Below are 23585 nucleotides of genomic sequence, written 5' to 3' on the forward strand. Positions count from 1 at the left end.
TTCTCGTGAATTCCGAAGGATGTGTGATGTCATCTCGTCACCGAACCGCGCCATGGGGCGGCAGCGGATTGCCGCGCCGTCGAATGGGAGCGGTCGTAGCCGTGCTTGTCGGGCTGCTGGCCCCGATGCAGGCATTGCCCGCCCAGGCGGCCGGGCGTCAGGAGCCCCCAGCCGTGCATCGTCAGGCCCAGCCGGCGCGGGCCGCGCAGCTCAAGGCGCAGACGCCTCGCCGTGATCCCACCGCTGACCTGCGGATGGGCCGGCCCGATGTGGTGTCTTGGCCCACTATGGCAACGGCTGATATCGATGCGGCGGCGGCCCCGGCGAAGGTGGGTGGCCTAATGCTGGACGTCGCGGAAGCCGCGGCGGTTCCCGGCGCCGGTCTGCGGTCGGCGCAGTCGACGCCGAGCCGAGTGCGCGTGCAGGTGCTCGACCGGGCGACATCGGCCCGCACGGGGGTCGACGGTCCCGTGATCGCCGTGCAGCGGGCGGACGGCGCGACCACCGCCGGCCGGATCCGGCTGGCGCTGGGCTATGCGGCGTTCGCGCACGCTGCGGGCGGTGACTTCGGAGCCAGGCTGCGCCTGGTTGCCTTGCCGTCGTGCGCCATGGTGGAGCCCGATCGTGACGACTGCCGCAGGTGGACAGCCGTTGCCTCGGTCAACGATGCCAGGAGCCAGACGGTCAGCGCGGACATCGACGCCGCGCAGGGTTTCGCCGCGTACGCGCTGACCTCGCAGGAGGCTTCGGCGCAGGGCGACTACCGGGCGACGGCGCTGGCGCCGTCCTCGTCCTGGTCGACCGCGCTCTCCTCGGGCGGGTTCTCATGGAAGTATCCGATGCGGGTGCCGGGCACGCCCGGCGGCCTGAACCCGACGCTGGAGCTCGCGTACTCGTCGCAGGACGTCGACGGGCGCAACTCGGCCACCAACAACCAGGGTTCGTGGATCGGTGAGGGCTTCACCTACGAACCCGGCTACATCGAGCGGAAGTACAAGCCGTGTTCCGAGGACGGCCATGACGAGTCGTCGGATCAGTGCTGGGCGTTCCAGAACGGCACGGTCTCGTTGGCGGGGCACTCGGGCAGCCTGGTGAAGATCGACGACGACACGTGGAAGCTGTCCACCGACGACGGTTCCAAGGTCGAGCGGGTGACCGGTGCGGTCAACGGCGACAACGACGGCGAGTACTGGACGATCACCACGGTCGACGGCATGCGATACTTTTTCGGCAAGAACCGCCTGCCCGGCTGGACGGCGGGCAAAGAGGAGACCGAGTCGGTCTGGTCGGTGCCGGTCTACGGTGACGACTCCGGTGAGCCCTGCAACCGGTCGTCGGGCTTCGCCGACTCGTACTGTGACCAGGCCTGGCGCTGGAACCTCGACTATGTCGTGGACACTCGTGGGAACGTGATCTCGTACTTCTACGACCGGGAGACCAACCACTTCGCGCGCGGGGGGCGTACCGACGTCGACGGCACCGCCTACGACCGCGGCGGTTACCTCTCCCGCATCGACTACGGTCAGCGTGACAACGAGGTGTACAGCACGAACGCCCCGGCTCGGGTCGTGTTCTCCGCCGCGGAGCGGTGCATCCCTGGCGGTGGCGTCGACTGCGACCCGCAGGATCTGAACGCGGACACCGCGGCGTCGTGGCCGGACGTTCCGCAGGATCTGCTGTGCGCCGCCGGCGTCCACTGCGATCAGAACCAGACCTCTGCCACCTATTTCACGCGAAAGCGCCTCGCCAAGGTGCAGACGGAGATCCGCGGGGCGTCCGGCTGGGCGCCGGTGGAGTCGTGGACCCTGGAGCACGAGTTCAAGGTCAATGACGACAACTCCCGCACGCTGTGGTTGAAGAAGATCGGCCACACCGGGCACCAGGGCGCGACGCCGCAGTCCCTGCCCGCGGTGGAGCTGGACGGCATCCAGCTGGCAAACCGCATCGACCGAGACGACGACGACTTCGGTCCCCTGATCAGGTACCGGTTGGCGAGTGTCAAGACCGATAGCGGCGCGCAGATCACCGTGAACTACCAGGCGCCGGACTGCACGAAGGAAGCCGTCCCGTCGGCGGGGAACTCGACGGGACGCTGCTACCCGGTGATCTGGAACCCCCTGGGCGGCGGTGAGGAGGACGAGGTCACCGACTGGTTCCACAAGTACGTGGTGCACGACGTCGTCGTCGACGACCTGGTCGGCGGCAACGACGACATGGTCACTTCGTACGAGTACGTCGGCGCTCCGGCGTGGCGCAAGACCGAACCTGACGGCATCACCAAGACTGAGGATCTGACCTGGTCGGACTGGCGTGGTTACGCCCAGGTGATCGCGCGCACCGGTGACGGGCAGTCCATGCCCGGTCGCACCGACCACTACTTCCTGCGAGGGATGAGCGCCGGCAAGAAGGCCGACGGGACCTCGCCCGCGGTGACCGTCGCCGACTCGACCGGTGCCCAGTACACCGACCGTGACGAGTGGTCGGGCCACGAGCTGGAGACGATCGCTTACAACGGGAGTCAGGTGGTCTCCAAGACGATCAACCAGCCTTGGTCGCACACGACCCGGACCCAGACCGAGACCTGGGGCACGGTCAGGGCGAACCTGGTCGGCACCGGGACGGTGCGCGAGCTGACCGCGCTCGCCGACGATGCGCAGGGCCAGCCGCGCTGGCGGGAGACCCAGACGGTCACCCGGCGCGACACCACCTGGGGCCGGGTCTACGAGGTTGACGACCTCGGCGAGGTCGGCCAGGGCAAGGACGGGGACGACCGGTGCACCCGGACGACGTACGCGGACAATCCGGATGCCTGGCTGTACGGCCTCGTGTCGCGGGTGTGGTCGGTCTCCGTGAAGTGTTCGGTCACCGACCCCCTTCTGTCCCAGCAGCTGATCAGCGACAGCCGTACCAGTTACGACCTGCTCGCCTGGAACGCGAAGCCGACCAAGGGCGTGTCGACGCGAACCGAGACCCTGGACCGGGTCGACGGCACCGAGGTGAAGTACCTGACGGAGTCGGAGACCACGGTCCTGGACGGCTACGGGCGGATGACGTCGGCCAAGGACGCGCTGGGCTATTCCAACGGACTGGAGTACACCAGCACCAACGGCCTCACCACCCAGACCCGTACGATCAACAAGCTCGGTCACGCCATTACCACGACGATCGACCCGGCATTCGGCGTGCCGACGCGCGTCGTGGACAACGACGGCAAGCGCACCGACCTCGCGTACGACGCTCTGGGCCGGATGACCGCGGTCTGGCTGCCCAACCGTGACCGGGATCAGGGGGCGACCCCGAACGTGAAGTTCGGCTACCGCATCCGCACCGACGGCACCACGGTGGTCACCACCGAGCAGATCAACAACGACGGCAGCTACCGGCCCACGTACGAGCTCTTCGACGGCATGCTGCGGCTGCGGCAGGCCCAGCAGCCCGGACCCGGCGAATCCTGGCAGGTGACCGACACCTTCTACGACGGCAGGGGCAACGCGTTCAAGAGCAACGAGCCCTACCTCGCCCTGGGGGCGGCGGGAGACGTGCCGCTGGTGACCCCGGAGGGCGCTGTCAACGGCCAGCACACGCTTACCTATGACGGCAACGGCCGCCAGGTCGCCGACACCTTCTCGGTCGCCGGCGACGTCCGCTGGGTCACCACGACGTCGTACGAGGGCGATCGCACGCACGTCGACCCCCCGGTCGGCGGTGTGCCGACGACCTCGGTGACCGACGGCCGCGGCAACGTGACGGAGCTGCACCAGTACCAGGGCAGCGGCCCGTCGGGTCCGGCTGACGTCACCCACTACACTTTCACGCCGGCCGGCTCGCTGAAGACGGTGACCGACCCGCTGGGCAACGTGTGGACGTACCACTACAACCTGCGCCAGCTCAAGGAGTCGGTCGACGATCCGGATTCCGGCACCCGCACGTTCACGTACGATGCCGTCGGGCAGGTCACGTCGACGACCGACGCGAACCAGGCCAAGACGTCGTACCGGTACGACAAGATCGGCCGTAAGACCGAGATGTGGCAGGGAGACCTGGACAGCGGCACCAAGTTGGCGGCTTGGGTGTACGACAGCGCGGGCAACACGGGCCAGCTCTACTACAGCCAGCGCATCGTCGCCGGTGCGAGCTATTTCACGATCAACATGACACGGGACGCGCTCGGGCGGCCGACCAAGGTTCGCCACAGCTTCCCGGCCGGCGGCTCCGGTGGTGTCGGATCCCTGCTGGGCAAGAGTTATGACATCACGACCGCCTACAACACCGACGGGACCGTGCAGTCGGTCGGCATGCCGGCCGCCGGTGGGCTGGCCGCGGAGGCGGTCGCCTCCACCTATGACACGCTTCAGCGCCCCGTCACCCTGACGGGGCTGAGCAGCTACGTCACCGCATCGCTCTACGGCAACCAGGGCGAGCTGCTGCAGGCGGAGCTGTTCACCGGTGGAACCGGGAAGAAGGCGTGGCTGAGCTGGGAGTACGAGCGAGGCACCGGTCGGGTGGTGAGGTCGAAGCTCGACCGGCAAGGCGTCGCCGGTCCGGACATGGACGCCAGGTACGGCTACGACGACTCCGGCAACATCCTGTCGATCGCCGACGCTCCGGAGAGCGGCGCCCGCGACGTCCAGTGCTTCGGCTACGACTACCTGCGCCGGCTGACTGAGGCCTGGGCCACCGGCAGTGGCACGAAGACGTGTGCCGACGGCGTCGGCCAGACCGGTGTGGGCGGTCCTGCGCCGTACCACCACAGCTGGACCTTCGACAAGGTCGGCAACCGGGACACCGAGACGATCCACTCGCTCACCGGGGGCGCCGATACCGAGCGCGACTACACGTATCCCGACCAGGGCACTGGCCCGAACCAGCCGCACGCGCTGCTGGCTGTGGCCGAGACCGGTCCGGCGGGGAACCGGACCTACCAGTACGACTATGACAATGCCGGCAACGTGGTGTGCCGTCCCGGCGGCACCGCGACCAATAATTGCGGTTCCGGCACCCAGTCGGGACACCAGACGCTGACCTGGGATGCGGAAGGCCGGCTGGCCACCAGCACCCCGGCCGGCGGCCAGCCCACCAGCTACGTGTACGACGCGGACGGCAACCGCATCGCACGCAAGGAGCCGAATGGGGCGACCACCATCTACCTGCCCGGTATGGAACTGGCCCAGACCGGCACGGTGGTATCGGGCACCAGGACGTATGTGTTCGGCGGCCGCAATGTGGCGATCCGCACCACGTCAGGAGTGTCCTTCCAGGCAGGTGACCATCACGGCACCAGCTCCTGCGCCATCGACGCCAACACCGGAGCCCTCACCTGGCGGCGCGTCACTCCGTACGGCGCCAGCCGGGGTGCCGCGCCGACGGCCTGGCCCGATCAGAAGGGATTTGTCGGCGGCACGCAGGACCCGACCGGCCTGACCCACCTGGGCGCCCGGGAGTACGACCCCCTCATCGGTCGGTTCGTCTCCCCGGACCCGATCATGGATCTTGAGGATCCACAGCAGTGGCAGGCCTATGGCTACTCGAACAACACGCCGGTCACGATGAGCGATCCCACTGGCCTGCTCGGCTCGGCCAGCTGCAAGCCGGGGGAGGTCGGTGGTCCGGGGGCGTGCACCGGCACCGAGAACACCTCGGGGGGTGGCAAGCAGTGCGCGAGTGTCAAGGAGTGTGAGAAGGAGATCGCCGACCAGTCGACCGACCCTTGCGTCAAGGCGCCGGACTCCGGATATTGCAAGGCGCTGAAGCTGACGATCGACGAGATCCGCCGGAACTCGGTGGATAAGCGTGTGCAGTCCCTGCACACCGTGATGACCGGGGCGTGCATGGTGGAGTTCTTCGTGTGCCTGATCTACCCGACCGCGAAGGACGTCGAGCTGGCCTACCTGGAGTGGTACGAGTTGGTCAAGGCGGGCGGCGTCTGGGACCACAAGCCCCAGATGAAAGCGCTGTTCGGCAACAAGATGTACAGCGAGATGGCCGGCACCGGGGGAATGAAGGCGAACTTCGACATCTTCTCCAACATCCACTACGGTTACGTGGGCAAGGTCGCGGGCTTCAGCGATGAAGCGGTGCAGTTCGTCAACAAGTACATGCCCGACACGCCGATGACGGGCAAGCGGGAGAATGGCGACCTGATCTCGACTCAGATCGGCATCGACCTGCAGGCGAGGTACAAGCCGGAGCAGATCACGACCGCGCTGCTCCATCAGGCGATCATGTCCAGAGTCAACGAATACCTCACCACACCGCTGCGTGACAACGAGAAGCGAAAGATCGTGTCGAAATGAGCGGCAACACCTCCGCTACGGCGCCGGGCCGGTTGCGGGCTCGGCCCCGGCTGTTCTGGGCGCTGCTGGCAGTCTGTGTCGTGCTCGTCGCAGGCACGGTGGCGGTGACGGCGCTGCGATCCGGCCAGCGTCCGGAGACTGCGCCGAGGACGCTGGCCGAACTCGCCGAGACGGTGGTGCACGAGGGCGCGCCGGGCCAGTGGCAGCAGCGCCGGGCTGACGGCGATGCCGTCTTGTCCTACCTCCTGTCGGTCCGTCCCGGCGGCGGCGAGTCGAACGTGTCGGTGGACCGCTTCGACAGTCCGCTGTGGGCCAGATACGACTACTCGACGATCTTTCCGATCGGGGGTGACGGCGACCCTGTCACATACCGGATCGATCCGGAGTCCGCCCTGGCGGCGGATGAGGGCGAGATTGTCTGTGTCGAATGGCCAGACGACGACCCGGTCTGGCCGCAATCCTGCGGCAGCTGGCGGTACATAGCCCGCTACGGTCAGTACATCGTGCGGGTGCGGCTGGACCGCAGCGGGCTGTCTAAGGAGTCGTTCGTGCGCATCGCGCAGGGCGTGGACAGCCGGCTGAACGCCGCGCTCTGAGGTGAGCGACGCCGGGGCCGGCGGCGAAGATCCGCCGTCGGCCCCAGCGTCGCTGCTGGACGGCTGCCCGAGGCCCGGGCCGGAGACCGCCGAGGAAGGCCCGTCCAGGTCCGATGGGTCAGCGACCGGCCTGCGCCATCACCGCGAGCGGGTTGGCCAGCAGTTCGGCGAAGGCCAGCTCGGCCGCGCCGAGCAGGGTGGTGTCGTCGCCGAGCGCCGCGGTGGCCAGCCGCACCCGCTCACGTGACACGGGCAGCACGTTGCGTTCGATCCGGCTGCGGATCTGCGGCTCGGCCCCGGGGTACACGTCGCCCATGATGCCGCCGAAGACGACCACACCCGGGTTGAACAGGTTGATCAGGTTCGCGACGCCGATGCCGAGCCAATCGCCGACGTGCCGCACGGCGGCCCGTGCCGCGGGGTCGCCGCGCTCGGCGTCGGCGACGACCGCCCGCACCGCGTCGCGTCCGATCAGCTCGGCCGGGCGTCCCGCCTCGTCGAGCAGTGCCCGCTCGCCGACCTCGGCCTCCAGGCAGCCGCGCGCGCCACACGAGCAGGGCCGCCCGTCGTGCGGGTTGACCAGCATGTGGCCGACCTCGCAGCCGTATCCGGACTCGCCGTCGAGCACCTCGCCGCCGACGATGATGCCGCCACCGACCCCGACGTCGCCGTGCAGGTAGACGAGGTTCTGCACGCCGACTCCGGCGCCGCGCTCGTGTTCGGCCAGCGCGCCCAGGTGGGCCTCGTTGCCGACGGCCACGGGCAGGCCCAGGCCGAGCTGCTCGCCGAGTTCGGTGCCGAACGCCTGGTCGACCCAGCCCAGGTGGGGGCCGTAGCGGACCATGCCGTCGCCGGGGCGGATCATCCCGCAGTACGACGCGCCGACGCCGACGCAGGCCGCGCCCGGCGGTGCGGTGCGGTGCAGTTCCCGGCCGAACCCGGCGAGCACGCCCACCACGGCGTCGAGGTCGGGGCCGGACCGCGAGCGGGGTGCGACGCGGCGTTCCTGGATCGTGCCGCCCAGTGCCACCCGGGCGGCGACCAGCCGATCCACCGCGACGTCGAAGGCCAGCACGTACACCTGCTGCGCCGCGGGGGTGACGACCAGCGACGGGCGGCCGGACCGGCCCTCGCCCGCGGGCCGGCGCTCGTGCACCAGGCCGGCCGCGCCGAGCTTGGTGGTCAGTCCCATGATGGTGCTGCGATTGAGGTTCATCCGCTCGGCCAGGGCCGCGCGCGACAGCGGCCCGTCGCGGTGCACGTGCCGCAGGAGCGCGCCGAGGTTCGGCTGCGCAGCCTCCTCGGCAGCGAGGTCGGCCCGCAGCGTCGCAGGACTGGTCGGCATCGGTGAGCACCTTGTGGGCTGGTGACGTTGAAGGATCAACGATACGGGACGGGACCTGCCGCCGCCCAGCCGCCGTTGCGCGGGCATTGACATTCCCATCGATCGCCGTAAAACTCACGCATTGACGATGTTGTTTGCGTGGACGGCGTCACGCGAGCCCCTACCTGATCGAAGGGACCGCTCATGCGCCGTTTCCTGCGCAGGCTGCCGGCGTTCGCCGCCGTGCTCGCCGCCTGCTGCGGCCTGACCCTGCTCACGGCCGCCCCGGCCTACGCCGAGACCAACGGCGGCGTACGCGTCATGCCGCTGGGCGACTCCATCACCGACGGGTTCAACGTGCCCGGCGGCTACCGCATCAACCTCTGGCAGCGCATGGCGGCCGCCGGGCAGACCGTCGACCTGGTCGGCTCCGGCTTCAACGGACCCGCCGCCCTCGGCGACCACGACCACGAGGGCCACTCCGGCTGGCGCATCGACCAGGTCGACGCCAACATCGTCAACTGGATGCGGGCGTACGCGCCGCGCACCGTCCTGCTGCACATCGGCACCAACGACATCGGCCAGAACTACGACGTCGCCAACGCCCCGGCCCGGCTGTCGGCGCTCATCGACAAGATCCGGCTGCTCGGGCCGCTGACCGAGATCTTCGTCGCGCAGGTCATCCCGCGCAGCAACGCCACCGAGGAGGCGCGCTCGGTGACGTTCAACGCCGCGATCCCCGGCATCGTCGCGCAGAAGGGCCCGCGTACCCACCTGGTCGACATGCACTCCGCCCTCACCCTGGCCGACCTGGCCGACGGGCTGCACCCCAACCAGACCGGCTACGACAAGATGGCCGCCAAGTGGCACGCCGCGCTGCAGTCCGTGCCCGGCAGCCTCACCGCCGTCGCCGTGCCGCCGGTCGGCTCGGCCGTGCTGCTGTCCAACCCGCTGTCCAACCGCTGCATGGATGACGCGGGCGGCGGCTCCGCCGGACCCGGCTCGCAGGTGCATCTGTGGGACTGCCACGGCGCCGCCAACCAGCGCTGGACCCGCACCGCAGCGGGCGAGCTGCGCATCTACGGCGACCGCTGCCTGGACGTCAACGGCAACGGCACCGCCGACGGCACCAAGATCCAGGTCTGGCCCTGCAACGGCACCGCCGCCCAGCGCTTCACGTTCAACACGAACGGCACCATCGTCGGCGCCGGCTCCGGCAAATGCGTCGACGCCAAATCCAGCGGCACCCCCAACGGCACCCTCATCCACCTCTGGACCTGCAACAACACCAACGCCCAACGCTGGTTCACCCGCTGACCAGATCGCGACGATCTTGCGCGGCCGGTGGGTGCGACACGCCCTTTTCGGACGTATCCCCAACAGCTCGCGCAAGATCGTCGCGATCATCGACGCGTTCGGGTCGGTGGCGGTGGGGGGTCAGGGGCGGGCTGTCAGGCCGGTCAGGACCAGGTCGGCGAGTTCGCGGGCGATCTGGTCGGCTGACTGGGGGCCGTCGGGGCGGTACCAGGTGTGCAGTGTCGTGGTCACTCCGAAGATCGACCAGGAGACCAGTTCCGGCGAGGCGACCGCGGCGAACACCCCGGCCGCCTGCGCGTCGCGGATCAGCCCGCGCACCGCCTCCTGGTAACGCCGCCAGTCGGCCTGCAGCCGCTGGGTGCGGTCGCTGTCCATGTGCGCCAGCTCGCGGGACACCGCCGCCGACTCCGTCATCATCGCCGCGGTGCCGACCACGATGTCGTCGATGATCGCCCGCAGCGTCCACTCCGGATCCCGGCCCTGCGCCAGGATCTTCTCCAGCGCGGCCAGCCGCTGCCCGAACACCGCCCGGTACAGCTCGACGAGGAGGTCCTCCTTGGCCCCGAAGTAGTGGTACAGACCGCCCTTGGTCACCCCGGCCCGGTCCACGACCTGCTGCACCGAGGTCGCGTCGTACCCCTGCTCGGCGAACAGCGCGCCCGCGGCGGCCAGGATGCGCTCGCGCACCCCGGCCCCGCCGTCGGCTTTAGAACGCCCCATCCGGGATCTCCATCAGCGCGTTGTCGGTCGCCTCCAGCACCCGGCGGCGCGCGGACAGCTCCGGCAGCACGGTACGCGCGAAGAACCGCGCCACCGCGAGCTTGCCCTGGTAGAAGCCCACGTCGTCACCGGACGCGCCGTCCAGGGCGGCCAGCGCCACCGCCGCCTGCCGGACCAGCAGCCAGCCGATGAGCAGGTCACCGACGCTCATCAGCAGGCGCGTGGTGTTCTGGCCGACCTTGTACACCTCGGTGACGTCGTCGCCCGCCGCCCGCTGCCAGCCGAACATGGTCGCCACCATGCCGCGCACGTCGGCGATCGCCTCCCGCAGCGACTCGCACTCCAGCTTCAGCTCATCGGTGGACTCGTTCGCGTCGCAGAACTCCTCCATCTCGCCGATGAGCAGGTCCAGCGCCACCGAGCGGTCTCGCACGATCTTGCGGAAGAAGAAGTCCTGGCCCTGGATCGCGGTGGTGCCCTCGTACAGGGTGTCGATCTTCGTGTCCCGGATGTACTGCTCCATCGGGTAGTCCTGCAGGTAACCCGAACCGCCCAGGGTCTGCAGCGACAGGGCCAGCATCTCGTAGGAGCGCTCCGAGCCGACGCCCTTGACGATCGGCAGCAGCAGGTCGTTGACGTTCGCGCCCTGCGGGTGGTCGCGGTCCAGCCAGCCGGCGGTGTACAGGTAGGTGGCGCGCAGGCCCTCGGCGTACGCCTTCTGCAGCATCAGGATGCGCCGCACGTCGGGGTGCCGGTCGATGGTGACGCGCGGAGCGGTCTTGTCCGCCGCCCGGGTCAGGTCGGGGCCCTGCACGCGCTGGCGGGCGTAGTCGAGGGCGTTGAGGTAACCGGTCGACAGGGTCGCGATCGCCTTCACACCGACCTGCATACGGGCCGACTCGATGACCTTGAACATCTGCGCGATGCCGTCGTGCACCTCGCCGACCAGCCAGCCCTTCGCCGGCGTCCCGTGCTGGCCGAAGGTCAGCTCGCAGGTGCTGGACACCTTCAGGCCCATCTTCTTCTCGACGTTGGTCGCGTACACGCCGTTGCGCTCGCCCAGCTCGCCGGAGGAGTGGTCGAAGTGGAACTTCGGCACCAGGAACATCGACAGGCCCTTGGTGCCCGGCCCGCCCGCCCCCGGGGTGTCCACCGGCCGGGCCAGCACGAAGTGCATGATGTTGTCGCTCAGGTCGTGCTCGCCCGAGGTGATGAAGCGCTTGACGCCCTCGATGTGCCACGAGCCGTCGGCCTGCGGCACGGCCCGGGTGCGGCCCGCGCCCACGTCGGAGCCCGCGTCGGGCTCGGTCAGCACCATCGTCGCGCCCCACTGGCGCTCGATCATGATCTCGGCGATGCGCTGCTGCGGCGCGGTGCCCATGCTGTGCAGCAGGCCGCCGAAGCCGGGGCCGCCGCCGTACATGTACACCGGTGCCTGCGCGCCCTGGACCAGCTCGATCAGCGCCCACCACAGGGCGCGCGGGGCGACCACGCCGCCGGCTTCGGCGGGCATGTCCAGCCGCCACCACTCGGCGTCCATCCATGCCCGGTACGAGCGGCGGAAGCCGTCCGGCATGGTCACCGAGTACGTCTGCGGGTCGTAGACCGGAGGAGTGCGGTCCACCTCGGCGTACGACGCCGCGATCGGCCCGACCGACAGCCGCTCCACCTCGGCGAGCATGTGCTCGACGGTGTCGGCGTCCAGCTCGGCGAAGCGCCCCGTGCCCAGCCTGTCGCCGAGGCCGAATACCTCGAACAGGTTGAACCGCAGGTCACGAAGGTTGCTCCGGTAGTGGCTCATGCCCACCCTCTCGCCGTGGCGGACCAGCCGCCGTCCAGGGTGCCCATCCAAGCGCGGCCCGGCCCGCCCGTCAATACCGACCGGTTGGTATGTAGCTTCTCACCAACCCTACCGACCGGTCGGTCGGATCGCTAAGGTATGCGCACATCGACTGCAACATCAAGGAATGACAAGGGGCGAAGCTGTGCGCACAGGTCTGGAAGGTCGTACCGCGCTGGTCACCGGCGCCTCCCGCGGCATCGGCAAGGCCACCGCGGCCGCCCTGGCCGCCGAGGGCTGCAACGTCGTGCTGACCTCCCGGCGGCAGGACGCGCTGGACGCGGTCGCCGAGGAGTTCCGCGCGGCGTACCCGAAGGTCGGCTTCCTGGCCAAGGCCGCGCACGTGGGGGAGAAGGACCAGGCTGACGCCTGCGTCGCCGCCGCCGTGGCCGAGTTCGGCTCCGTCGACGTGCTGGTCAACAACGCCGGCACCAACCCGTACTTCGGCCCCATGGTCGACCTCGACGTCTCCCGTGCCGAGAAGACCGTGCAGGTCAACCAGATGTCCATCGTGCTGTGGACGCAGGCCGTCTGGCACGCCTCGATGGCCGCGGGCGGCGGCACGATCGTCAACATCGCCTCCGTCGGCGGCCTGGTCACCGAGCCCGGCATCGGCTACTACAACGCGACCAAGGCCGCCGTCATCCACCTGACCCGCCAGTTCGCCGCCGAACTGGCCCCCAAGGTGCGGGTCAACGGCATCGCGCCCGGCATCGTACGCACCAAACTCGCCCAGGCCCTGTGGGAGAACAACGAAGAGCTGATCAACCAGCACACCCCGCTCGGCCGCATCGGCGAACCCGACGACATCGCCAGCGCCGTCGTCTTCCTCGCCGGCCAGACCTCGTCCTGGATGACCGGCCAGACCCTCGTCGTCGACGGCGGCTCCCTCATCCGCCACTCCTTCGCCGCCTGACCGACCCGGCTCCCCTCTCCCCCCGCGCCTCCCGCCTGCCGCACGGCCGTCGGGGGCGGGAGGTGGGAGCGGGCTGGGGGCGGGGTGGGTAGCCTGTGGGGATGGCGGCGCAGTGGTGGGTGCTCAACGCGGGGTATGTCGGTGATCGGGTGGCCAGCACCGTGGCGCTGCTGCGGGACGGGGACACCACCGTGGTGGTCGATCCGGGCATGGTCGCCGACCGGCAGCAGATCCTCGGGCCGATGGCCGACCTCGGCGTCGATCCCGATGACGTCACCGACGTGATCTTCAGCCATCACCATCCGGATCACACGATCAACGCGGCGCTGTTCCGCAACGCCCGCTACCACGACCACTGGGCCTACTACGTGGACGACCAGTGGGTCAGCCGGGACGCCGAGGGCTTCGCGCTGTCCGACGCGATCAGGCTGATCCGTACGCCCGGACACACCGCCGAGGACATCACCACCCTCGTCGACACCGCCGACGGCCTGGTCGCGCTCACCCACGCGTGGTGGCATGCCGAGGGGCCGCCGGAGGATCCGTTCGCGACCGACGGCGCGGCACTGGCGGCATCCCGCGCACGAGTGCTCGCCCTCAACCCGGTCCTGATCGTGCCCGGTCACGGACCCGCATTCGCGCCCGACCCCACCACTCCGCGCTGACCTCCGGAGCTCAGGCCGGCTTGTCCGGCACCGATACCTTCCGGGTATGGCAACGGATCATCCACCGGCGAAGGCGGGCCGCTGGAAGGTAAGGCTCGTCGTGCTGCTCGTTCTGGGACTGTGCACCGGTGCGGTGCTGACCGTCGTGCCGCAGCCCGTCGGGGAACTGGGGCCGTCGTGGCGCGCGGCGCAGGGCGACGGCGTCGCGGGGAGATTCGTCGCGACGAACACGTACAAGGTGGGCCGCCACACCCATATCTGGGAGGGGACGTTCACGAGCGATGACGGGACGGTCGTCCACTTCGGGGTCGAGCTGGACAACGCCCCGCCGGACATGCGGGTGGGCGACGAAGTGCCCGCATTGGACACCGGCGCGCTCGGCGTCGTGTACGTGCCCAGCGGGTCCGGCCCGTTCCTCATCAATCTGATCTGCCTGAGCATGGCCATGTGCCCGCTGCTGGCAACCGGGATCGGCATGGCCGTGGGCGGGCTACGGCGACGTCTTCGACGACGCGTTCCCGCCCACGGTGTCCAACGCTGATCGAGGCCAGCCGTGCAAGATCGGTCGACTTGCCCGGCACCTGGGCGTACTCGCACTCAAGATACGCACAGGTGCCAGGCAAGTTCGATGATCAAGCTGCTTGGTGGCGGTCGTTGTTGCGGGTCAGGCGCAGGCGGATCTGGGCGATGCTCAGGCCGTCGATCTCGGTGACCTCGGCGGTGAAGCCGGGGGCCTTGACCGTCTCACCGGTCTTGGTGGGGATGTGGCCGAGCTTGTCCAGCACCAGGCCGGCGACCGTGGTGTAGTCCATCTCGCCCAGCCGGTTCAGGTCGATGCCCAGGTCCGGCAGGTCGTGCAGCGGGAACGAGCCCGGCACCAGGAAAACGTCGTCGGCCTCGCGTACCACGGAGACCACGTCGCGGTCGGTCTCGTCGTAGATCTCGCCGACGACCTCCTCGACGAGGTCCTCCATCGTGATGATGCCGTCGATGGAGCCGTGCTCGTCCACCACCAGGGCGAACTGCTCGCGCTGGTTGCGCAGCTGGCGCATGGCGTCAGACACCGACAGCGTCTCCGGCAGGAAGATCGCCGTACGGGCGCGCTCGCCGACCGGGCCGCCGTCGCCGAGCAGGTCGCGCAGGTGCACCACGCCGACTACCGAGTCGAGGTCGCCGTCGCCGACGACCGGGGCCCGGCTGTGGCCGGTCTCGGCCAGCACGGCCAGGCCCTCCTCGGCGGACATGTCCGCAGGCAGGGTGACGACCTCGCGGCGCGGGATCAGGATGTCGCGGATGTCCCGCTCGCTGATCTCGAACGCCCCGGAGATGATCTCCCGCTGCTCGGCGGTGAAGCTGCGCTGCGCCACGACCAGGTCGCGGATCTCCTCGGCGGAGATCTCCTCGCGCCCGGCGCGTGGGTCGACCCCGGCGATCCGGACGATCATGTCGGTGGACTTGCCCAGCAGCCACACGAACGGCCGTGACGCACTGGCCATCCAGTCCAGCGGCCGGGCCGCGACCAGCGCCCAGCCCTCGGCGCGCTGCATGGCGATGCGCTTGGGGGCGAGTTCGCCGAGCACCAGGGTGAGGAAGGTGAGGACCAGGGTGACCACGATGATCGCGGCGGTCTCGGCGGCCGAGCCGAGGAAGCCCAGCACCGGCACCAGCGGCTGGGCCAGTGACGTCGCCGCGAAGGCCGAGGCCAGGAAGCCGGCCAGGGTGATGCCGATCTGGATGGTGGCGAGGAACCGGTTCGGGTCCCGGGACAGGCGTGCCAGCACCCTGCCGCCGGAGGAGGAGCGCTCGAGCCGCTGGATCTGCGACTCGCGCAGCGAGATGAGAGCCATCTCGCTGCCGGAAAGCGCTCCGTTGATCAACATCAGGACAAGCACCAGCAGAACCTGGGTGCCGTAGCCGCCCACGGGCAGTCACTCCTCGACATGTTCAAGACAGAACCCACACCGTAGCGGGTCGGTCCGAACGTTGCGCACAGGGCGGCACGAACAAAGCTCCGTTCATGCTGGAAAACGGCATGAACGGAGCTTTGTTCGCGAACGCGTCAGTCCTGCTTGACCTCGGACTTGTCGCCCGACCACAGGGTGTGGAAGGTGCCCTCGGCGTCGACGCGCTGGTAGGTGTGCGCGCCGAACAGGTCCCGCAGGCCCTGGGTGAGCGCGGCGGGCAGGCGCTCGCGGCGCAGGCCGTCGTAGTACGCCAGGGACGAGGAGAACACCGGGGCGGGGATGCCCAGCTGCGCGGCGGTGGCCACCACGCGGCGCCAGGCCGGCACGGCCGCCCCGATCGCCTCGGTGAACTCCGGCGCGAACAGCAGGTTCGCGGGCGGGTTCTCGCCGCGGTACGCCTCGGTGATGGTGCGCAGCAGCGCGGCCCGGATGATGCAGCCGCCCCGCCACAGCGACGCGATCGCCGCCAGGTCGAGGTCCCAGCCGTACTCCTTGGCCGCCGACACCAGCATGTCCAGGCCCTGGGCGTAGCTGACCAGCTTGGACGCGTACAGCGCCTGGCGGACGTCCTCGACGAACGTGTCCGGCAGGTCCACCTTGACCTCGTGGCCCGCCAGCAGCTGCTGCGCGGTCGGGCGCTGGGCCGACTGCGACGACAGGGCGCGGGCGAACACCGACTCGCCGATGCCGGTCACCGGCGAGCCCAGCTCCAGGGCCGCCATGACGGTCCAGCCGCCGGTGCCCTTCATGCCCGCGGCGTCGACGACGACGTCGATGAACGGCTTGCCGGTCTTCGCGTCGACGTGGCCGAGCACCTCGGCCGTGATCTCGATGAGGAAGGAGGACAGGTCGCCCTTGTTCCACTCGGCGAAGATCTTCGCCTGCTCGGCCGGCTCCAGGCCCGCGCCGGAGCGCAGCAGGTCGTACGCCTCGCCGATGACCTGCATGTCGGCGTACTCGATGCCGTTGTGGACCATCTTCACGAAGTGGCCGGCGCCGTCGGTGCCGATCCAGGAGCAGCACGGCTCGCCGTCCACGTGCGCGGAGATCTTCTCCAGCATGGGCCCGAGCGACTCGTACGACTTCTTCGACCCGCCCGGCATGATCGACGGGCCCTTGAGCGCGCCCTCCTCGCCGCCGGACACGCCGACGCCGACGAAGTGCAGACCCTTCTCGGCGAGCGCGGCCTCGCGGCGGCGGGTGTCGGTGTAGTGCGAGTTGCCCGCGTCGATGACGATGTCGTCCTTGTCGAGCAGCGGCACCAGCTCGGCGATCACGTCGTCGACCGGCTTGCCGGCCTTGACCATGATCAGTACGCGGCGCGGCTTCTCCAGCGCGCCGACCAGCTCGGCCATCGTCTCGGTGGGGACGAAGTCGCCCTCGCCGCCGTGCTCGGCGATCAGCGCGTCGGTGCGGGCGCGGCTGCGGTTGTGCACCGCCACGGTGTAGCCGTTGCGGGCCAGGTTGCGGGCGAGGTTGGCGCCCATCACCGCCAGCCCGGTGACACCGATCTGTGCTGCCATGGTGTGACTCCTGGTCGTGAAAGCTCGATGTTTGCGGCCGCCCCGGTGCGTCCCTTCCATCTCATACCCCATCACGCCGGGCACGGGTTCGCACGCCCGGGGGCGGCGGTGTCCTAGTGATCGAGAACGAGCGCCCGGGTCCGGGTTCCGCGGCCTCCATCCTCTCCCGAAGACCCGGCCCGGCGAGCGCGTATGGCGCTCTCAGAGCCGGATGCGGGCGGCCACCGGCAGATGGTCGCTGCCGGTGCGGGGCAGTGACCAGACCCGGGTGACCGTCGAGCCGCGGGCCAGCACGTGGTCGATGCGGGACAGCGGCGCGGGCGCGGGCCAGCTGAACGCGAAGTCGGAGCGGTCCGAGGCCAGCTGCGAGGTGACCGGGTTCAGGCCGCGGTCGTCCAGGGTGCCGTTGAGGTCGCCGAGCAGGAGCACCCTGTCCTGCGGTTCGGCGGCCAGCGCCGCGCCGAGCTTCTCGGCACTGCCGTCGCGCCGGGTCGAGCCGAAGCCGTGCTTCCAGCCCAGGCGCAGCGAGGGCAGGTGGGCGACGTACACGGCGAGGTCGCCCTGGGGCAGCCGCACCGTGGCGCGCATGCCGCGGCTCCAGTCGTCGACGATGGCGCGGGGCCGGATCTCGACCACCCGTACCTCGGTGACCGGGAACTTCGACCACAGCCCGACCGTGCCCTGCACCGCGGCGTGCGGGTAGGCGGCGGCCAGCGCGGCGGCGTACTCGCCCATGGCCTGCTCGGTGACCTCCTCGAGCGCGATCAGGTCGGGGGAGGCCGCCAGCAGGGATCGGACGGTGCCGGCCGGGTCGGGGTTCTCGTCGCTGACGTTGTGCTGCACCACGGTCAGGTCGTACGGCTGCTCGGGGTCCGGGCCGAGCACCCCGGCGAACAGGCCGAGCCAGGCGGCCACGGGCAGCGGCAGGGTGATCAGGGCGAGCGTCGAGCGGCGCAGCAGCGCGGCCCCCAGCAGCGGCGGGACGGCCAGGCCCAGCCAGGGCAGGAACGACTCCAGCAGGCTGCCCAGGTGCCCGAGCGTGTTCGGCACGGCCGAGTGCAGCGCCAGCAGGCAGGCGACGAGCACGGACAGCGCCGCCGTGACCAGCCCCGGCGTGCGGCCGGCGGGCACCCGGGAGCCCTGGCGGGGGAAGGGCGGCCGTCGGTATGTCGTGACGCCCGTAGCCGGCGCCGTCATGGTGTCCACCAGGGTCAGTCTCGCAGGTGGGCGATGTGGCGCATCTTGTTGGTCGCGTCCAGCGCCGCGACCTTGTACGACTCGGCCAGCGTGGGGTAGTTGAACACCGCCTCGACCAGGTAGTCGACGGTGCCGCCGCAGCCCATCACGGACTGCCCGATGTGGAGCAGCTCGGTCGCACCGGTGCCGAACACGTGCACGCCCAGCAGCTTGCGGTCCTCCGACGACACCAGGATCTTCAGCATGCCGTGGGTGTCGCCGATGATCTGCCCGCGGGCCAGCTCGCGGTAGCGGGACACGCCCACCTCGAACGGCACCCGCTGGTCGGTCAGCTCGTCCTCGGTGCGGCCCACGTAGCTGATCTCGGGGATGGTGTAGATGCCGATGGGCTGCAGGTCCGACATCGGGCCCAGCGGCTGCCCGCAGGCGTGGTGGGCGGCCAGGCGCCCCTGCTCCATCGAGGTCGCGGCCAGCGCGGGGAAGCCGATGATGTCGCCGACCGCGTAGATGTGCGGCACGGCGGTGCGGAAGTGCTCGTCGACGGTGATGCGGCCGCGCTCGTCGGCCGACAGGCCGGCGGCCTCCAGCCCGAGCGAGTCGCCCATGCCCTGCCGCCCGGCCGAGTACATGACGGTGTCGGCGGCGATGGTCTTGCCGCTCTCCAGGACCGCGATCGCGCCCTTGGGGTGCTTCTCGACGGCGGCGACGGCCTCGCTGAACCGGAACGTGACGGCCAGGTCGCGCAGGTGGTACTTCAGCGCCTCGACGACCTCCAGGTCGCAGAAGTCGAGCATGCGGCTGCGCCGCTCGACGACGGTGACCTTGGTGCCCAGCGCGGCGAACATCGAGGCGTACTCGATGCCGATGACGCCCGCGCCGACCACGACCATGGAGCGCGGCACCCGGTCGAGTTTGAGGATGCCGTCGGAGTCGATGATGGTCAGGTCGTCGAACTCGACGGTGGCCGGGCGGGCCGGGCGGCTGCCCGCGGCGATGACGATGTTGTCCGCGGTGATCGAGAAGTCGCGGCCGCGTTCGCCGGTGACGTGCACGGTGTGCGGGTCGGTGAACCGGGCCGTGCCGGCGTGCAGCCGTACGCCGTTGCGGGCGAGCTGGCCGCGTACCACGTCGACCTCGCGGCTGATGACGTGTTCGGTGCGGGCGGTCAGGTCGGCGACGGTGATGTCCTCCTTGAGCCGGTAGCTCTGCCCGTAGAGCTCGCGCTGGCTCAGGCCGGTGAGGTAGACGACGGCCTCGCGCAGGGTCTTCGACGGGATGGTGCCGGTGTTGACGCTGACCCCGCCGATCATGTCCCCGCGTTCCACCATGGCGACCCGCCGGCCCAGCTTGGCGGCCGCGATGGCGGCCTTCTGCCCGCCGGGACCGGATCCGATGACGAGGACGTCCACATCACGCATGCCGCATACCTTGACACGTTCACGTTAACGGCGGGCACCCGCCGAACGGCGATCGTCGCGCCCCTCGACAGGGAGCACCCGTGGACCAGGACATTGGTATGGTCGCCGCGTGCGCAGGAGTGTGTCGACGGTCGTGCTCGACCAGTTCCACCACCCGACGCAGGTGATCGTCGGGGGGTTCGCGGCCGCTGCGCTGGCCGGCACGGGCTTGCTGTCGCTGCCGATCGCCACCGAGTCGGGCGAGCCGGCCCGGTTCCTCGACGCGCTGTTCACGGCCACCTCGGCGGTGTGCCTGACCGGCCTGATCCTCGTCGACAGCGAGACGCACTGGTCGGTGGCGGGCGAACTCATCATCATGCTGCTGATCCAGGCGGGTGGCCTGGGCATCATGACCATGGCGACGCTGTTCGCGGTCGCGCTGTCGGGCCGGATGGGCCTGCGGGCGCGCATGCTGGTGCAGGCCGAGACCCGGACGCTGCAGATGACCGACCTGCGCCGGGTGGTTCGCAACGTGGTGGTGCTGAGCCTGGTCAGTGAGGCGATCCTCGCGGCGGTGCTCGCGGGCCGGTTCATGCTCGCCTACGGCGAGTCGTTCGGCCGGTCGGTCTACCTGGGCCTGTTCCATTCGATCTCGGCGTTCAACAACGCCGGGTTCGCGCTGTGGCCCGACAGCGTGGTCAGGTTCAACACCGATCCGTGGATCTGCCTGACCCTGGCGGTCGGTGTGATCGTCGGCGGGCTGGGCTTCCCGGTGCTGTTCGAGCTGCGCCACTCGTGGCGGCGGCCGAAGCGCTGGTCGGTGCTGACCCGCCTCACGCTCACCCTCAGCGCCGTGCTGCTGGTCGGCGGCACGGTGCTGCTGCTGGCCACCGAGGGCCGCAACCCGCGCACGCTGGGCGACATGTCCGGCGCGGACCAGCTGCTCAACGCGTTCTTCGCCGCGGTGATGCCGCGCAGCGGCGGGTTCAACTCCATCGACATCGCGGCTATGTACCCGTCGAGCTGGCTGGCGTACGACGCTCTGATGTTCATCGGCGGCGGCAGCGCGGGCACCGCGGGCGGCATCAAGGTCACCACGTTCGGGCTGCTGGCGTACGTGATCTGGGCGGAGCTGCGCGGCGAGCCGTCGGTCAACGTGGGCCGCCGCCGCATCCCGGAGCAGCTGCACCGGCAGGCGCTGACCATCGCGCTGGTCGGCGTGGGCATCGTGGCCGGTTCGACGTACCTGCTGCTGGTGCTCAACCCGCACCCGCTGGACCAGGTGCTGTTCGAGGTCATCTCGGCCTTCGCGACGGTCGGGGTGTCCACCGGCATCACCGCCGAGCTCAACTCCGTCAGTCACGCGCTGCTGGCGGTCCTGATGTTCGTGGGCCGGGTCGGCCCGCTGACCCTGGGCACGGCGCTGGCGCTGCGCGCCAAGACCCGCCACTACGAGCTACCCGAGGAGCGTCCCCTTGTCGGCTGAGAACGGCAACGACCCGGTCGTCGTCATCGGACTGGGCAGGTTCGGCAGCTCGCTGGCCCTGGAGCTGATGCGTCGCGGCACCGAGGTGCTCGCCATCGACCACCGGCCCAAGGTCGTGCAGAGCCTGGCGGGGGAGCTCACCCACGTGGTGACCGCCGACGCCACCGACCTGGAGGCGCTGCGCCAGCTCGGCGTGGCCGAGTTCGGCCGGGCGGTGGTGGCCATCGGCTCCGACCTGGAGGCCAGCATCCTGGCGACGTCGCTGCTGGTGGAGCTGGAGGTGACCGACATCTGGGCGAAGGCGGTCAGCCGCCAGCACGGCCGCATCCTGGAGCGCATCGGGGCCAAGCACATCGTGCTGCCCGAGCACGACATGGGCGAGCGGGTGGCGCACCTGGTGTCCGGGCGCATGCTCGACTACATGGAGATCGACTCCAACTTCGCGCTGGTCAAGACCCGGCCCCCGCACGAGTACGTGGGCGTCGCGCTGGGCGAGACCCGGCTGCGGCGCAAGCACGGGGTCACCATCGTCTGCGTGAAGACGCAGGGCAGCGAGTTCACCTACGCCGACGCGACGACCGTGCTGCAGTACGGCGACATCATCGTGGTCGCCGGGCCGGTCGACCGGGTGGAGCGCTTCGCCGAACTGCCCTGACCGCCCGGGGCGTTTTGATCATCCGGGGACCGGGAACGGGGGAGGATGTAGACAGCGGGCAGTCCGGTGCCCGCTCGGTCCCGGGAGGCAGCCCATGACCGCGGACGTCTCGGTCCCCGCGCCGCACCCGCAGCGCGACGACCCGCACGAGCTGCGCCGGGTGATCACCCGGCCGATGCTGATCTTCTTCATCCTGGGCGACATCCTCGGGGCGGGCATCTACTCGCTGACCGGGCAGGTCGGCGCGGAGGTCGGCGGCGCGATCTGGGCGTCGTTCCTGGTCGCGTTCGTGCTGGCGTTCCTGACCGCGTTCGCGTACATGGAGCTGGTCACGAAGTATCCGCAGGCCGCCGGCGGCGCGCTGTACTGCGACCGGGCGTACCAGATCAAGTTCTTGAGTTTCCTGGTCACCTTCGCGATCATGGCGTCTGGGGTGACCTCGGCAAGCTTCGCCGCGACACGGGTCGGCGGCCGCTACTTCAGCGGCCTGACCGGGGTGGAGCACCCGCCCACGATCCTCATCGGCACGCTGGCGATCCTGCTGGTCGCGGCGGTGAACTTCTGGGGCGTCGCCGAGTCCATCAAAGTCAACATCGCGATCACCTGCGTCGAGCTGGCCGGCCTGCTGTTCGTCATCGGCGTCGGGGCCAGCGTGCTGGCCCAGGGCTCGGGCGACCCGGCCGCCGCGTTCACCTTCTCCGGGCAGGGCTTCGGCGTCGTCACCGGCATCATGGCGGGCGCGGCGACCGCCTTCTACGCGTTCCTGGGTTTCGAGGACTCGGTGAACCTCGCCGAGGAGACCAAGGAGCCGTCCCGCGACTTCCCACCCGCCATGATCACCGGCCTGCTCGCGGCGGCTGTCGTCTACCTGCTCGTCGCGTTCACCGCGGCCATGGTGGTGCCGCTGGACGTGCTCACCACCTCCAGCGGCCCGCTCCTGGAGGTCGTCAAGATCGGTGCGCCGGACCTGCCGGTGTCGCAGATCTTCTCCGCCGTGTCGATGGTCGCGGTCTCCAACACCATGCTGATCAACATGCTGATGGCGTCCCGGCTGCTCTACGGCATGGCCCGCCGCGACGTGCTGCCACGCCCGTTCGCTGTCCTGTCCAACCGGCGCACCCCGTGGATCGCGATCGCCTTCACCACCGCACTGTCGATCCTGCTCATGGCCACCGTCAGCGACCTGACCGACCTCTCCGACACCACCGTGCTCCTACTGACCGCCGTCTTCCTCCTGGTCAACATCGCCGCACTGGTCCTCCGCCGCGACCACGTCCCGCACCGCCACTTCCGCGCACCCACCGTCATCCCAGCCCTCGGCGCGATCGTCTCCGCGGTGTTCCTGCTCCCGTTCGTCCGCGAAGCCGGCATCTACCTCCTCGCCTTCTGGCTCCTACTCGGCGGCGTCGCCCTCTGGGCGCTGAACCGCCTCGTAGTCCGCCGCCTACCACCCCGCGACGGCTCCGCCGCCGCCCCACCCCCGGCCTGACCCCGTCCCGGCCCCAAGATCGCGACGATCTTGCGTGGCCTGTGGGTACGACACGCCATAAACGGGCAAAAGGACAACAGTTCGCGCAAGATCGTCGCGATCTTGGGGTGGGGTGGGGGGTGGGGGTGGGGCGGCGGGGTATGCGCAAGTTTTGCTCAAGGGTGGGGTGGTGAGGTTTCGCGCGGGTGTGGGGGGCCGTCACT

General features: G+C 69.9%; 16 protein-coding genes. 9 read left to right on the forward strand and 7 right to left on the reverse strand.

The window, feature by feature from the left end:
• Nucleotides 1-101: 101 nt before the first annotated feature.
• Nucleotides 102-6293, forward strand: a complete 6192-nt coding sequence (locus Cco03nite_RS02815) for an RHS repeat-associated core domain-containing protein (protein WP_203688330.1) — start codon at nt 102-104, stop codon at nt 6291-6293.
• Entirely contained in the window at nt 6290-6889 is a 600-nt protein-coding gene (locus tag Cco03nite_RS02820) for a hypothetical protein (RefSeq protein WP_203688331.1), read from the forward strand. Before Cco03nite_RS02815 ends, Cco03nite_RS02820 begins: the two co-directional genes overlap by 4 nt.
• Before the next feature lie 118 nt (nt 6890-7007).
• Here the strand turns inward: Cco03nite_RS02820 and Cco03nite_RS02825 are convergent, their stop codons facing one another.
• The gene (locus tag Cco03nite_RS02825) at nt 7008-8234 is read right to left on the reverse strand and encodes an ROK family transcriptional regulator (RefSeq protein WP_203688332.1); all 1227 of its coding nucleotides are present in this window, start codon (nt 8232-8234) and stop codon (nt 7008-7010) included.
• A gap of 183 nt (nt 8235-8417) precedes the next feature.
• Between Cco03nite_RS02825 and Cco03nite_RS02830 the strand changes: the two genes are divergently transcribed.
• Nucleotides 8418-9530, forward strand: coding sequence for an RICIN domain-containing protein (locus Cco03nite_RS02830; protein WP_203688333.1), 1113 nt, complete (start codon nt 8418-8420; stop codon nt 9528-9530).
• Nucleotides 9531-9650: 120 nt separating this feature from the next.
• On the opposite strand, the gene Cco03nite_RS02835 is transcribed toward Cco03nite_RS02830, so the two are convergent.
• Both Cco03nite_RS02835 and Cco03nite_RS02840 read right to left on the reverse strand, forming a co-directional pair.
• Nucleotides 9651-10250 (reverse strand): TetR/AcrR family transcriptional regulator, encoded by a 600-nt coding sequence (locus Cco03nite_RS02835; protein WP_203688334.1) that lies wholly within the window; start codon nt 10248-10250, stop codon nt 9651-9653.
• On the reverse strand, nt 10237-12051 hold the full coding sequence (locus Cco03nite_RS02840) for an acyl-CoA dehydrogenase (protein WP_203688335.1): 1815 nt from the start codon (nt 12049-12051) through the stop codon (nt 10237-10239). The genes Cco03nite_RS02835 and Cco03nite_RS02840 overlap by 14 nt, the downstream gene beginning before the upstream one ends.
• A gap of 184 nt (nt 12052-12235) precedes the next feature.
• On the opposite strand from Cco03nite_RS02840, the gene Cco03nite_RS02845 reads away from it, so the two are divergent.
• The 3 genes from Cco03nite_RS02845 (at nt 12236) to Cco03nite_RS02855 (ending at nt 14212) form a co-directional block, all read left to right on the forward strand.
• Complete coding sequence (locus tag Cco03nite_RS02845) at nt 12236-13006, forward strand: SDR family oxidoreductase (protein ID WP_203688336.1); 771 nt, start codon at nt 12236-12238, stop codon at nt 13004-13006.
• A 101-nt stretch (nt 13007-13107) separates the two neighbouring features.
• On the forward strand, nt 13108-13671 hold the full coding sequence (locus Cco03nite_RS02850) for an MBL fold metallo-hydrolase (protein ID WP_203688337.1): 564 nt from the start codon (nt 13108-13110) through the stop codon (nt 13669-13671).
• Nucleotides 13672-13771: 100 nt separating this feature from the next.
• On the forward strand, nt 13772-14212 hold the full coding sequence (locus Cco03nite_RS02855) for a hypothetical protein (protein ID WP_203688338.1): 441 nt from the start codon (nt 13772-13774) through the stop codon (nt 14210-14212).
• Between the two features lie 91 nt (nt 14213-14303).
• On the opposite strand, the gene Cco03nite_RS02860 is transcribed toward Cco03nite_RS02855, so the two are convergent.
• The 4 genes from Cco03nite_RS02860 to sthA all read right to left on the reverse strand — a co-directional run bounded on the left by Cco03nite_RS02860 (nt 14304) and on the right by sthA (nt 19773).
• On the reverse strand, nt 14304-15593 hold the full coding sequence (locus Cco03nite_RS02860) for a hemolysin family protein (RefSeq protein WP_203688339.1): 1290 nt from the start codon (nt 15591-15593) through the stop codon (nt 14304-14306).
• Between the two features lie 137 nt (nt 15594-15730).
• Nucleotides 15731-17158: an NADP-dependent phosphogluconate dehydrogenase gene (gnd, locus tag Cco03nite_RS02865; protein ID WP_203688340.1), complete on the reverse strand. Its 1428-nt coding sequence runs from the start codon at nt 17156-17158 to the stop codon at nt 15731-15733.
• A 201-nt stretch (nt 17159-17359) separates the two neighbouring features.
• Complete coding sequence (locus tag Cco03nite_RS02870; RefSeq protein WP_373314203.1) at nt 17360-18364, reverse strand: endonuclease/exonuclease/phosphatase family protein; 1005 nt, start codon at nt 18362-18364, stop codon at nt 17360-17362.
• A 5-nt stretch (nt 18365-18369) separates the two neighbouring features.
• A complete protein-coding gene (gene sthA / locus Cco03nite_RS02875) occupies nt 18370-19773 on the reverse strand; it encodes a Si-specific NAD(P)(+) transhydrogenase (RefSeq protein WP_203688341.1) in 1404 nt (467 codons plus the stop codon).
• A gap of 109 nt (nt 19774-19882) precedes the next feature.
• On the opposite strand from sthA, the gene Cco03nite_RS02880 reads away from it, so the two are divergent.
• The 3 genes from Cco03nite_RS02880 (at nt 19883) to Cco03nite_RS02890 (ending at nt 23382) form a co-directional block, all read left to right on the forward strand.
• Nucleotides 19883-21238, forward strand: a complete 1356-nt coding sequence (locus Cco03nite_RS02880; RefSeq protein ID WP_239167064.1) for a TrkH family potassium uptake protein — start codon at nt 19883-19885, stop codon at nt 21236-21238.
• Nucleotides 21228-21893, forward strand: a complete 666-nt coding sequence (locus Cco03nite_RS02885; protein WP_239167065.1) for a potassium channel family protein — start codon at nt 21228-21230, stop codon at nt 21891-21893. The genes Cco03nite_RS02880 and Cco03nite_RS02885 overlap by 11 nt, the downstream gene beginning before the upstream one ends.
• A 94-nt stretch (nt 21894-21987) precedes the next feature.
• A complete protein-coding gene (locus tag Cco03nite_RS02890) occupies nt 21988-23382 on the forward strand; it encodes an APC family permease (protein ID WP_203688342.1) in 1395 nt (464 codons plus the stop codon).
• Nucleotides 23383-23585: the final 203 nt, after the last annotated feature.

The sequence above is a fragment of the Catellatospora coxensis genome (assembly GCF_016862635.1).
GTDB classification, from domain to species: domain Bacteria; phylum Actinomycetota; class Actinomycetes; order Mycobacteriales; family Micromonosporaceae; genus Catellatospora; species Catellatospora coxensis.

Excerpts from the sequence above, each read along its gene's own strand:
- Cco03nite_RS02820 (WP_203688331.1), top strand. The coding sequence starts at position 6,290 with ATGAGCGGCAACACCTCCGCTACGGCGCCGGGCCGGTTGCGGGCTCGG.
- Cco03nite_RS02850 (WP_203688337.1), top strand. The coding sequence starts at position 13,108 with ATGGCGGCGCAGTGGTGGGTGCTCAACGCGGGGTATGTCGGTGATCGG.
- Cco03nite_RS02825 (WP_203688332.1), bottom strand. The coding sequence starts at position 8,234 with ATGCCGACCAGTCCTGCGACGCTGCGGGCCGACCTCGCTGCCGAGGAG.
- Cco03nite_RS02890 (WP_203688342.1), top strand. The coding sequence starts at position 21,988 with ATGACCGCGGACGTCTCGGTCCCCGCGCCGCACCCGCAGCGCGACGAC.
- Cco03nite_RS02830 (WP_203688333.1), top strand. The coding sequence starts at position 8,418 with ATGCGCCGTTTCCTGCGCAGGCTGCCGGCGTTCGCCGCCGTGCTCGCC.
- gnd (WP_203688340.1), bottom strand. The coding sequence starts at position 17,158 with ATGGCAGCACAGATCGGTGTCACCGGGCTGGCGGTGATGGGCGCCAAC.
- Cco03nite_RS02840 (WP_203688335.1), bottom strand. The coding sequence starts at position 12,051 with ATGAGCCACTACCGGAGCAACCTTCGTGACCTGCGGTTCAACCTGTTC.
- Cco03nite_RS02835 (WP_203688334.1), bottom strand. The coding sequence starts at position 10,250 with ATGGGGCGTTCTAAAGCCGACGGCGGGGCCGGGGTGCGCGAGCGCATC.
- sthA (WP_203688341.1), bottom strand. The coding sequence starts at position 19,773 with ATGCGTGATGTGGACGTCCTCGTCATCGGATCCGGTCCCGGCGGGCAG.